Below are 11,512 nucleotides of genomic sequence, written 5' to 3' on the forward strand. Positions count from 1 at the left end.
CGGCGTGCTAACCGGCGCGGCGATCACCGGCGGTGCGGGTGATGTCGGCATCGACGCCTGCAAAGCGGCAGCCGCCCAAGACTGCTCCTCAAGCGCGTGCCTCATGTAGACAGCGGCAAGTAGGGCCGCCACCAGCACCGAGGCGATGACCGCGCCCATCATTAGCGTCCTCGCGCCTCTGCCGGGTGTGACGCGCGCCCGCACCGCGCGCGCGCGCGGGGGTTGGGCCGGACGCTGGACGCTTTCGACTCGCCCATCGAGCAACGGCGCGAAGGACGCCTCCACGTCGTTGGCCACCCCTGGGAAGGCGCCGTCGCCTGCATCGTTGCTGGTGGGGCTGGGGTTTGGATGCTGTGACACCATCATCATCAAGCCTCGTGCCGCTGGGTGGCGCTCAAGCCGCTAAAGCACCCCGGTCGCTGGGCGGGCTGCGATCCGCCTTCAGCGTTTCGGTGTCTAAGGTCAGCCCCTTTGTGTCGAGAGGTCGCGGCGTCGGTTGAAGCCCGACGAAACGATGCGCTGGTTTACCTGGAGATGAGAACAACAGGCTTGGCAGGAAGTTCCGCGGTGTGCGCGGCCCGTCGCCGCGCGCAGCCCAGCCTTGCGGCCTGCCTCGGGTGAAACCTTCCTGGCGCCAACCTCTAGCCGACGGTCAGAACAACCAGTCTCCAAGCTGCCGGGTCCAGCTCGCCACGCCGTCAAGGGTGACGATCTTGGTGGGCTAGGGGCGCCCCAAGCTCGGACCGTCCGGGTCGAACAGCATCACGGTTCCGCCCTGTCCGTCCGACCGGAACGAGAGCACGCCGTCGGCCACCGGATCGAAGCCGCGGTAGCCGGCGTCTGCGAACAGCAGCCGTAGGTCCAAAACATCATCCGACACTCCTCTCCAGCTCCTCAGAGCTAGCAATGGGTGTCTACTGAAACCGGGGGGCTCAGCTGACGGAACGCCGAGCCGGCTGCGCATCGACTTGGCTCTGGAGCACACCGTCCTTGAGGTAGCTGACGCCACCATGCTCCGGTGCAGCATGATGGCGATGCCGCGTTGCGGCGTCTGGAGCCTGCGCAGGATGATCATGCCGGCGCTGCAATCGCGGCGCGCGCCGCCGCGAAGCTCGGCAGGAACGCGATCTTCGCCAGGACGTGGGGCTCGACGGTGCGCCGCAAGTTGGCCATCACGCTGTCGCGCACCCCGCAGATGGTGACGCTGGCGTGGTCCTGGCTTGCGCGCTGAAGAAACGAGGAAAGAGCCGCCGCACCCGTCGGATCGATCAAAGGGACGTCTTCGAACCGCAGGATGTAGCGACGGCTGCGCGCGCCGATCTGGTCGAGCGCATCCTTCAGAACGCTGGTGCTGCCAAAGAACAGCGGGCCGCGAAAGGTGATCACCGCGGTGTCGTGCGGCAGGCCTTCGTACGGCTGGTAGGGGACTTCGCTGTTTCTAGCGAAGTCATCCTGGTCGCCCTCGATGAGGCTCGGTCCACCACCCTCGATGGTGGAGAGCTGGCTCATCCTGTGCATGAAGACGAAGGCGGCCAAGACCATGCCAACCTCGATCGCCAGGGTCAGATCGACAAGCACGGTTAGGCCGAAGGTGAGCAGCAGGACCGCGCGGTCGCCGTTCGACGTCCCGAGCAGCAACCGGAAGCGATGCAGCTCGGCCATGTTCAGCGCGACGACCACCAGGATCGCGGCCAGCGCCGCCAGCGGGACAAATTTCGCGAGCGGGGCCAGAAACAACATGAACAGCAACAGGAACGCCGCGTGCAGCATGCCCGCAAGCGGCGAGCGGGCGCCGGATCGAATGCTGGTGGCCGTGCGGGCGATGGCCCCGGTCGCTGGCAGGCCGCCGACCGCGGCCGAGGCGATGTTGGCGATGCCTTGGGCCACCAGTTCGATGTTCGAGCGGTGTCGGCGCCCGGTCATCTGGTCGGCGACCACGGCCGACAGCAGGGATTCGACACCTGCCAGCAGGGCGATAGTGAAGGCGCTGGGCAGGACGTCGCGCGCCTTGTCCCAGGACCAGAACGCAAAGTTGGGTGTCGGCAAGGTCGAGGGCACGCCGCCGAACTTCGACCCGATGGTCTCGATTGGCGTCGCCAGCAGATAGGCGGCGACGGATGCGGCGATGGTCACCACCAGGAAGCCGGGGACCTTGGGCGCGAAACGCCGCAACAACATGATGGCGGCGAAGCAGGTGGTCGCCAGGGCCAGGGTCGGCAGGCTCAACGAGGCGCGCGCCGCCCACAGCGCCTGCAGCTTGGGAATGAAATCGGCCGGGACGTTCTCGGCGCTCAGACCGAAGATGTCCTTAAGCTGGCTCGCCAGGATGATGGTGGCGATACCGGTGGTGAAGCCCGTCGTGACCGGGTCGGGAATGTATTTGATCAGGGTGCCGATGCGGAAGAGACCGGCGAGGATCAGGATGCCCCCGGCGAGGGTCGTGGCGATGAGCAAGCCATCGTAGCCGTGCTTGGCGATCACGCCGTAGACCACCACCACGAAAGCCCCGGTGGGGCCGCCGATCTGGAAGCGGCTGCCGCCCAGAAGCGAGATCAGGAAGCCGGCCACCACGGCGGTGATCAGGCCCTGCGCCGGCGTTGCGCCCGAGGCGATCGCCAGAGCCATGGCCAGAGGCATGGCGACGATCGCCACGGTCAGGCCGGCGACGACGTCGCTGCGGAAGTCCGCGAGTCCGTAGCCTTGACGCAGCACCGTCACCGACTTCGGTATGAACAGTGTCCAATCACGCCACATGGGTTGCAGACCTCTTCTCGCTCCGCTGGATCAGTCGCACGCCGCACCCGAACCCGGCGCTGGGAGACCCGTCGGCGATAGGCTCCACGCCGCCGGCCGTCAGCGCGTCGAGGACGCGCTCAAGACTGTCGGCGGCGGCCCCAACCGATCCTGGGGAGGATTCCATGCGCTGGATGGTCGGCGGCGACAGGCCCGACAGCCGCGCAGGCGCGCGCTGATCGGCGCCCATGAGGGCGCGGGCCGCACGCATCTGGGATCCCGCGATCATGGCCGCCCAGCCCTAAACCTAGCGATCGCCGCCATTGCGGGCCTCGGAGGCGTGGTTGCGAAATTGCAGCGCGATCAGAATGGCCTTGAACGGCCGCAGGACGCCGAGGGTGATGACCGCGATCAGCGGAAGAAAGATGACCAGTTCCACCCAGATCGGCGGGTGGAAGGTGAATTCGGTGAACAGCAGCCCGAAGCAGCCGATCGCCCCGACGATCAGCAGGATGAAGACGACGGGGCCGTCACCGGAATCGGCGTTCGACAGGTCCTGGCCGCAAGCGTCGCAACGCGGGCGGACAGTCAGGAACCCTGAGAACAACGGCGCTTCTCCGCAGTTCGGACACCGGCATGTTATCCCGGCCAGGATCGGATTGACTCGGTTCACTGTATCGCCTCCGCACCGCGAGGTGTTCCGACCCGGTCAGGCCGAAGGCCGGCCGTCACAGGTGCTGCTATGAGCATATAGAATGATGTTTCCCACATCATAATGCAATATTGGACAATCATAAAATTGGTCTGAAAGATCATCCCGGCCAGTTCGTACGGGCTGATCGGGCCTTGATGATACCCTGGACATCATTATAGATACCCAGATGATCACGGGTTCACAGATGAAGGCGGCGCGCGCGCTCTTGGGCATCGACCAGAAGGAGCTCGCGCGGCTCGCTGGAGTTTCCCTCCCGACGGTCCAACGCATGGAGGCCAGCGACGGCATCGTTCGCGCCGTCGTCGGCAGCCTCGAAAAAGTCGCCAATGCGATCAACGAGGCCGGTGTCGAGTTGATCGCCAGCGGAGCCCGCAGCGATGGCGCCGGCCGCGGCGTTCGGCTGCTCGAGCGGAAATAGCCGCCCAGCCGAACTGCGGTAGCTTGTTCCGACGTGGATCCGATCAATCAAAGCGGAGCCTCGCGCTGGCCGTCGGCGTGCGGCGGACTCCGCCAACCGATCCTCGCCTCACGCCCGGCGACGTCGTCCGACAGCGCTTTCGATCACGTCGGCAAAGGCTTCCGCCACGGGCACGGCAAGGTCAGGCGAGACGCAGCGTAGATCGTCGGAGCGCGCGTGGTGAAACCTGTGGCCGCCAAAAATGCCGATGGCGGGCTCGTAGCCGGCCTTAAGCACATTGCCGAGCTCGCCGGCGGCGGAGCGCTGGAGGGCGGGATAGACCTGTTCCAGCCCTGGAAGTCCCGCGAACGCCGCCTTGGCAGCCGGTAGCAAAGCGGCGCTGGCCAGGAGATACCGCTGAGGATCGGCGCTCGGCAACGGCGACAGGGGCGAACGCTCATGCCAGTCGCGCGCCGCGACATTGGCGCCGAGGTGAACCCAGAGCGCGGTGTCCGCCGGTTTCGGCGCGCGCTCGTGGATGTAGTGCTCGCCGCCGTCGTTATCGTATTCGTGGCCGCTGGTGGCGAGCAGTTCGATGTCGGCGTTCAGCGGTGTGCGCGCCGCCCAGCGCGCCAGGGCCAGCCAGACGGCGACCCCAGGCCCACGCTCGCCGGTGCAGGTGAACCAGCCGGATCGCGGGGTGGAGATGATCAGCGCCCGGCCAGCCTTGCGCGGGAGCGAGGCGATGACGTTGAACGCCGGCCGGCGGATCGAGCGGCCCGGAATCCGCAGCGTCGCGTCCGCCCCCAGCATGGCGGCGTCGACAAAGGGCTGGGCGTCGCTGGGCGCCAGAACCGCCACCGGCTTGTCGAACAAGGGCGTGCTCACCGGCGCATTGAGCGCCAGCGCCTCGCCGGTGGGGCCGGTGGTGATCACCACGGCGGCTGCGGCGCCCGCCGAGAGTTCGGCTTTCACGCGGCGCTCGACCTCACCCTTCGCCGCGGACCAGCGGGCATGGGGAAGCACGATCACGGCAATCGCCCCGCGCACGTCGCCCGGAGCGCCGGCGAGATGCAGTCGCCCGTTCAGCCCTTCGCGCCCCGTAGGGATCACGATCGCCTGCGGGATGAGGGTGGCGCTCGCCCGGCCCGAGGTGAGCTCCGCTGGCCCGCCCTCGTAGGCGGGCACTTCATAGGATTGCCGCGTACAGCGGTAGCCGAGGGCTTCCAGCTCGCCGATCATCCAGGCGCCGCAGGCGTTGTCGCCCGGACCGCCCGCGGCCTTGTCGCCGAACGCGTGGTAGCGCTCGAAGGTCCGCTGCATCTCCGCCGGGGTGAAGCGCGGGGCGCTGCGGCGAGGCTGGGCGCGGGCGGGGACGGCGATCAAGCCCGAGGCCGCGCCGGCCGCGAGCAGAGCGCGGCGGGAGGTGGGGAGAGCCTGCTCATCGGTGTCGCGCACGTCGATTGTCCTCCTGCTCGATCACCTGACCGGCCGATTCAGTGGGAAGCCAGCGGCGCGATCGGTGTTGGCGGGCCGCAGCGAACCGCCTTCACATAGCCTGTGGCGAGCGCCGACACACGCTGCGGCAAACTGCAGAGCGCCCCGGCGGCCTGCCTGTCGCCGGCCAGATAGGCGCGCCAGAACCGGATAGTCTCGGCCTGGATCAGCGCCATGTGCGCCGGGTCGGTCGGTTTCAGCTGACCGCTGACCGCGCGGCGGCCGCCGAACACCGCGTGGTCGCCGCCGTTGAGAATGATCAGGAACTGGTCCGCGCCACCGATGGTCTGATAGGGCGTGGTCCGCTCAAAGGCGCTGCGCTCCAGGTCGAAGGGGCTGGTGTCTTCGGTGCCGGTGAAATGCAGCATGGGGGTGCGCACGGCCGCGAACGCGGCCTTCGCATCGTCGTTGCGGGGCTTGTTGGGGCTGTAGGCGATCGCCGCCTTGATGCGCGGCTCGGCGAAACTGCGGCCGCGGGCGCCCGGAACCCGCTGGCCTACCGCCACCAGCGTTGAAAGCGCCCCGTAGGAGTGGCCCGACATCCCCAGCCGCGAGAGGTCGGCCTTGCCGCGCATGGGACCCGAACCGCTGGTCTCGCGCGCAAGCTGGTCTATGGCGAAGGGGACGTCCCCATAGCGGGCCTGCGCCACCTCCGCCGTCATTCCGCGGGCGCCTGCGGCCCCCCGGGCGGTTTCGCCGCCTGCCATGCCGCTCAGCAGGGCACTGTCGGAGCCCGCGTGTTGCAGGCTGACCAACAGGAAGCCGGCCTCGGCGACCGCCTGGAGGATGTAGGTGGAGGCCTCCCGGCTGCCGCCCAGCCCGTGCGAATGCACGATGGTCGGGAACGGCCCGGCGCCCTTCGGCACGTAGAGCTTGTAGGGGACGATCCGTCCGCCCCGCGCCTCATCCCGCCACTCGCCGCGGCGGATCTCGACCGATGCGGACTGAACCGCCGCCGGCTGGGCGAAGGCGGCTGGCGCGACGGGCGAAAGCACCGCCGCCGTCAGAGACAACGCCAGCAGGAAGGCGCGGTCAGACACTGTCGTCACGACGTAACCGAGTTGCTGGTGTTCGCGAAGTGCATCCCCGCCTCCCTCGTTTTCCCCGCCCACGCCCGATGGATCGGTCCACGCTCCCCTACGCGCGGGAGGTTGTCCAATGCCCTGGAGGGCGACCGCCATAGCGCTTTGTCCGGCCTAAGGCGCGAAGCTGGAGCGCCCCTGGATGCCCCAACGGCCGTTCACCTTGGTGACGATGTAGATGGAATCGAACGCCCCCAGCAGGCTCCCGTCCTTCCGGTAGCGCGCGAACCGCGTGTTGATGTGCACCTTGTCCGGACCGGCGTTGACCACCTCGCGGCGCTGCCATGCCGAGTGGTCCCATTCGGCCAGCGACCCGCTCTCGAACATCCCAGGCTTGTGGTAGCCGGGCGTCATGACCGTTACGGCGCCTGAGTGGAAACGTACGTGCGGGAAGTTGAACGTCGCTTCGTAGGCGGGGATATCGCGGGCGTTGAAGGCCTTGAGAAAGGCGTCGAGCCGCCCCTGCGCCGCGGCAATCTCGGCCGTGTACGGGGCGAACTCTGCCTTCACCGGGGGCGGCGCAACGGACTCCACCGCCGCGGCGGGTCCGGCGGCCAGGGCCAGTGTCACGGCCATCGCCGCCATCGAACGTCGGATCAACGCCTGCCTCCTCGGGTGTGATTCAGTCTGGCCAGGCCAGGGGTCTTCTGTTCTCGGTGTCGAAGGGCCAGTCGACCTCGGGGGTGTCCAGGTTGAGCAGTTCCGCCGTGTTGTGGCGCCACGAGCGCATCATCTGGCCGCACCAGCGGACGTACTGCTCGTCGCGATCCGGCGTGCCCAGCTCCACCCAGTAGGCCAGAGCGTCGTTGGAGAACGAGATCATCGACTCCAGCGCAAGTCCCAGCAGCGCCGGGGTTTCGGCGCGCGGTGGCGGGCGCTCCGGGAACCAGAGCAGATGCCTGAGCTTGCGCGCCGTGCGAGCCCTGAGCGCCGCCGCAAAGCCCTGGTAGGCCGGCAGCTGGCAGCCATCGCGCACCAGCAGGATGTAGCCGTCCTCAAACGCGCGGGCTGCGGCCAGCAGGCGCCGGAAGCCAGCGCCATAGCCGTGCCACGGCCCGCTGTCGCCCGCCTGCAGCCGGCGAACCACCTCGCCGAAGATCGCTTCCACCAGCCGTTCCTTCGAACCGTAGCATCGGTGGAGTGTCGCCCGGTCGACGCCGGCCGCCGCGCCCACCTGTTCCATGGTGGTGCGAGCCAGCCCCTGCTTGCGCATGAGGCGCGCCGCCAGGCGCAGGATTTCGTCGCTCCCGGCGTCGTCGACCGGCGGCGCGGGCTGCGGGCTCTCGGCGGTGGCGTCGGACTTCGACATGGGATGGTTTCGAAGACTGGGCAGGGGGTTGCGTGCAGACGGCGTCCGTCTGCACACAGGGCTGAGGGGCGGCGGCGTCAGAGCTGTCGGCGCGGGACGGGGTCGTACCAGATGGGCGAGGTGTAGGCCCGCTCCTGCAGGGTCGGCGGGAGGCCGCGCGGGATCTCACGTTTCAGCCGCGCGGCGTCATAGGTCGACCAGCGCGGGGTCGGTATCTCGAGAACGCGGACGTAGTAGGCGGCGTGGGCCAAGGGGTCGAACTCCGGGTCGGTCCAGTTCGCCGTCAGGGTGACGGCGCCGATGCTGTTGGCGTAGGTCGCCGTGGCGACGTTGACGGTATTGCCCACCGGCGGCGCCTTGCCGGTGCGCGAATCGACCTTGCGGTTTCCGGACAGCGCCACGTCGAACACCTTCTCGTGGTTGACGCCGCCCTTGCTCCAGACCTTGACGATCTGCGCCCGATCGAGGTTCGCGCCCATCGGGTCCTTCAGCGCCCAGACCACGAAGGCCGGGGCTTTCGCCGCGCTGCCCTTCAGGCTGCCGCCCATCGGCACGCCGGCGCGGTAGGCGTTGCGCACCCAGTCGGGGCGGCCGGGCTGGACGCCGCCCAGGTCGTAGCCGCCGAAGAACCGGACCTGTATGCGCGGGCCGGACGTGGCGTAGCTTTCGTTGCGCTGCAGCGCGTCGAAGATCGCCGCACGGGAGTTCTCCCGGGCCCACACGGCCGCCAGGCCGGACGCACCGAACTTGCTGATATCCGAGCCGCCGGCGCAGAAGGTGCAGTCCAACCGCACCTTGGCGGTACCGTCGCGGTTCCCCACCTTGCCGAAGTACTGGTTCTCCATCACCGAGGACATGGCCACGTGGCTGTCCGACGCGCCCACGAACCCAAACCGGTATGGGTTGAAGCCGGAGCCGTCCTGGAACGACAGACCGGTGCGCAGGGCGTCGCGCACATAGCTGCCGGCGAACCTGGTCACCGGCCGGTCCGAGGCGACATAGGTCTCCAGCAATTCGAAGTTTGCGAACTCGTCGTTGGGGGACAGCGACGGGTGGGCCTCGGACGTGCCCTTCACCTGGGTGATCTCCACCAGCGGCTCGTTGCGCGCACGGGCGTCCGCATAGGCGGCGGTGATCGGTCGCCCGTCGGAATCCACCTTCGCGAACATCGATCCGTCGCTCAGGTTCATATTGTGCGGAATGGCCAGAACCGGCTGGCCGGACCGGCGGGTGGCGTCGAGGTACTTCCAGAGATCCTCAGGTCTGCGGCTGTCCACCGCGGTGAACGGCAGAGGCGCCGTGTCACCGCCAAAGATGACGTTGCGGTGCAGGTTCTTTCCCTCATCGGAGGAGGTCCACTCGTAGCCGATCAGGGCGGTGAACCGGCCGGGCTTGTTGGCCCGGTTGGCGCTGTCCACCGTGCGCGCCCAGGTGTCCATGGTGATCTTGCGAGCGGCGTCCTGCTGGTCCTCGAAGACGCTGAGGTTGCCGGTCCGGAACGCCTGGCCCACGGAGCGGAAGGCCTGGCTCGAGACCTTGGGGTTCGGATCGAGGGCCGCCTTGGCGATGGCGAGCCTCGACATCGGACTGGCGGGATCTCGCATGGAGATCATCACGCCCATGAACTCGGCGTGGTCGGTGACCGCCAGGAAGTCCAGGGGCCGGTCGAGCTTGTAGACTCCGCCCGCGGGGTGGGCGAGCGAACCGCCTTGAGCGAAGTTGTAGGCGTCGTCGGGGGTTGCGGTGGTCCCGAACGTGAAGGCGTCGAACGACCAGCCGGTGTGCATGTGCAGGTCGCCGAACAGCACCTTTGACGCGATGTCCGAACTGGCTGCGCCGCCCGGCGCAGGCGATTGCGCCGCTGTGGCGAGGCCGCCGTCGCGCGCCGCCGGCGCGCAGCCCACCACCAGCACGGCCGCAAGGAGGCCCGCCCCGACGCTCGCGAACATATGGCCCATGGTTTCCCCGCCCTCTTTTGCGGCCTGTGCACGCGCAGGCCGGCCGGCCCGATCCTGGGCCTTCGACGCCGAGTTGACGCCATTTCAGCGGCGGGGCCAACGCGCCCCAGGGGATATGGACATAGATAGGGGCTATGGCGCGCCGCCTCTCCGCCGCCGCTACCCTGACGAACCAGACATGAAGCCAACCGTCTCCCGCCCTCTATGGATCGCCCTTCCCGTCGCCGTCTGCGCGGCGGCTGCGCTCTTTGTGGGCGCGCCGTTCCTGACCGCTGCCCGCTTCCAGGAAGCGGCGCTGGCGGGGGACTTCGCGGCCATGGAGGGACTAACCGACATCACGGCCCTGCGCGCCGACCTTCACGCCCGGATGCAGGCGCGGATCATCGCCGCGATGCACACCGACGGCGAGTTGCACCACAACCCCCTGGCCGGCCTTGGCCTGGCCATCGTCCCTGCCATGGCCGACCGGGTCGTGGAGGCCGCAGCGACACCGCGGGGGCTGGCCGTCCTGGTGGCCACGGGCGAGGCGCCGAAAACCCCGGTCGAAGCCGCTTTCCCGCCGCCGCCGGCAGAGCGCGAGCCGGTGAGGCGGCGGGCGGGTTACGAGAGCTGGAACACCTTCCGCCTGACGGTCCGCCGGACCAGCGCGCCCGAACACCGCGCCACCCGCCTGGTGTTCACCCGCAACGGAACGGCGTGGAAACTCACTCGGATCGAGCCGCCGGCCTGAGCCCGGCAGCCGTCCGCCGGGCTCGCCTAGTCGTAGAGTTGCAGCGTCTGGCCGTCCTGCTTCTTCAGGGACTGGCGCATGCTCGTCCATTGCGGGGGAACCAGCGTGGCGTTCCAGGCGTCCAGCTTGGCCTGCAGGCCCGCCACCACCTCCGGCCGGCGGGAGGCGACGTTGGTGGTTTCGCCGAGGTCGGCTTTCAGGTCGTACAGCATCACATGCTGTCCGTGCTCCGAGACCCGGGCGTGGGTTCCGTCAGGGGTGACGCGGGCGCTGCCGCTGGGCTCCGCGCCCGGCGGGGCCTTGTTCGCCTTCCACATCTTCCACTGACCGTCGCGGATCGCGAAGTTCGGCCCGGCGCGCCAGTAGAGGGTCGGGTTGGGCGTACGCTTGTCGCCGCCAACCAGGTACGGCATCAGGTTCACCCCATCCGATCCGTTCGCCAGCCTTGCGCCGGCCAGGGCCGCGGCGGTCGGCACGATGTCGAGGCTGGAGACCTGCCGGTCGTCGACCTTGCCGCCCGGGATCGCTCCGGGCCAGGTGACGATGTAGGGCACGCGGACACCCCCCTCGAGGTGCGACGCCTTGAACCCGTTCAGCGGCGCGTTGGAGCAGGCCCCCAGAATATAGGCCGCGCAGCCATTGTCGCTGAGGAAGACGATCAGGGTGTCCCGCTCGAGCCCCTCCGCCTTCAGCTTGGCGCGGATCGCCCCCACCCCGTCGTCGAGGGCGGAGACCATGGCGGCGTAGACCCGCGTGCCCTTGTCCTCCACGTGCCGGTAGCGGTCGATGTACTTCCTGGTGGCCTGCAGCGGCGTGTGGGGGGCGTTGTAGGCGATGTAGAGGAAGAACGGTTGCGCCTGGCGGGCGCCGATGAAGCGCACCGCCTCGTCCGTGAAAGCGTCGGTAAGATAGGGCTTCACCTCGACTACCTGACGGCCCCGGGTGATCGGCGACATGCGGCGCGTGTACTGGGCCCGCTCTGCGAGGGTGGCGCTGGGCGGCAGGGGATCGGTGGCTGTGGCCCGTTCCGAGCCCTCGGAGCCCGGCGCCACCCTCGCAGAGCGGGCCCAGTACACGCGCCGCATGTCGCC

The 11,512-nt window shown here is 68.7% G+C and carries 12 protein-coding genes; 2 read left to right on the plus strand and 10 right to left on the minus strand.

All coding sequences use genetic code 11. The features are described from left to right. Positions 1–721 precede the first annotated feature (721 nt). From ACLL81_RS07150 to ACLL81_RS07165, 4 genes are all read right to left on the minus strand, one after another. Complete coding sequence (locus ACLL81_RS07150) at positions 722–865, minus strand: hypothetical protein (protein ID WP_411287657.1); 144 nt, start codon at positions 863–865, stop codon at positions 722–724. Between the two features lie 206 nt (positions 866–1,071). Next, positions 1,072–2,754, minus strand: coding sequence for a SulP family inorganic anion transporter (locus ACLL81_RS07155; RefSeq protein WP_411287658.1), 1,683 nt, complete (start codon positions 2,752–2,754; stop codon positions 1,072–1,074). Beyond that, complete coding sequence (locus tag ACLL81_RS07160; protein ID WP_411287659.1) at positions 2,744–3,022, minus strand: transcriptional regulator; 279 nt, start codon at positions 3,020–3,022, stop codon at positions 2,744–2,746. Before ACLL81_RS07160 ends, ACLL81_RS07155 begins: the two co-directional genes overlap by 11 nt. 18 nt (positions 3,023–3,040) lie before the next feature. Continuing rightward, the gene (locus tag ACLL81_RS07165; RefSeq protein WP_411287660.1) at positions 3,041–3,340 is read right to left on the minus strand and encodes a DUF983 domain-containing protein; all 300 of its coding nucleotides are present in this window, start codon (positions 3,338–3,340) and stop codon (positions 3,041–3,043) included. Between the two features lie 274 nt (positions 3,341–3,614). Here ACLL81_RS07165 and ACLL81_RS07170 point away from each other — a divergent pair, with 274 nt between their 5' ends. Next, positions 3,615–3,866, plus strand: coding sequence for a helix-turn-helix domain-containing protein (locus tag ACLL81_RS07170; protein WP_411287661.1), 252 nt, complete (start codon positions 3,615–3,617; stop codon positions 3,864–3,866). A 108-nt stretch (positions 3,867–3,974) separates the two neighbouring features. On the opposite strand, the gene ACLL81_RS07175 is transcribed toward ACLL81_RS07170, so the two are convergent. The 5 genes from ACLL81_RS07175 to ACLL81_RS07195 form a co-directional block, all read right to left on the minus strand. Further along, complete coding sequence (locus ACLL81_RS07175) at positions 3,975–5,303, minus strand: hypothetical protein (RefSeq protein WP_411287662.1); 1,329 nt, start codon at positions 5,301–5,303, stop codon at positions 3,975–3,977. Between the two features lie 38 nt (positions 5,304–5,341). After that, complete coding sequence (locus tag ACLL81_RS07180; RefSeq protein WP_411287663.1) at positions 5,342–6,523, minus strand: alpha/beta hydrolase family protein; 1,182 nt, start codon at positions 6,521–6,523, stop codon at positions 5,342–5,344. Positions 6,524–6,538: 15 nt separating this feature from the next. Next, positions 6,539–7,024 (minus strand): hypothetical protein, encoded by a 486-nt coding sequence (locus ACLL81_RS07185; protein WP_411287664.1) that lies wholly within the window; start codon positions 7,022–7,024, stop codon positions 6,539–6,541. Positions 7,025–7,046: 22 nt separating this feature from the next. Further along, complete coding sequence (locus ACLL81_RS07190; RefSeq protein WP_411287665.1) at positions 7,047–7,733, minus strand: TetR/AcrR family transcriptional regulator; 687 nt, start codon at positions 7,731–7,733, stop codon at positions 7,047–7,049. A 77-nt stretch (positions 7,734–7,810) separates the two neighbouring features. Beyond that, positions 7,811–9,691, minus strand: a complete 1,881-nt coding sequence (locus ACLL81_RS07195) for a DUF3604 domain-containing protein (RefSeq protein WP_411287666.1) — start codon at positions 9,689–9,691, stop codon at positions 7,811–7,813. A gap of 178 nt (positions 9,692–9,869) precedes the next feature. On the opposite strand from ACLL81_RS07195, the gene ACLL81_RS07200 reads away from it, so the two are divergent. After that, complete coding sequence (locus ACLL81_RS07200) at positions 9,870–10,421, plus strand: DUF2939 domain-containing protein (protein ID WP_411287667.1); 552 nt, start codon at positions 9,870–9,872, stop codon at positions 10,419–10,421. A gap of 26 nt (positions 10,422–10,447) precedes the next feature. On the opposite strand, the gene ACLL81_RS07205 is transcribed toward ACLL81_RS07200, so the two are convergent. After that, the coding region (locus ACLL81_RS07205; RefSeq protein ID WP_411287668.1) for a sulfatase-like hydrolase/transferase at positions 10,448–11,512 on the minus strand (1,065 nt) is incomplete at its 5' end.

It is taken from the genome of Phenylobacterium sp., assembly GCF_046590535.1.
Classification (GTDB): Bacteria; Pseudomonadota; Alphaproteobacteria; order Caulobacterales; family Caulobacteraceae; genus Phenylobacterium.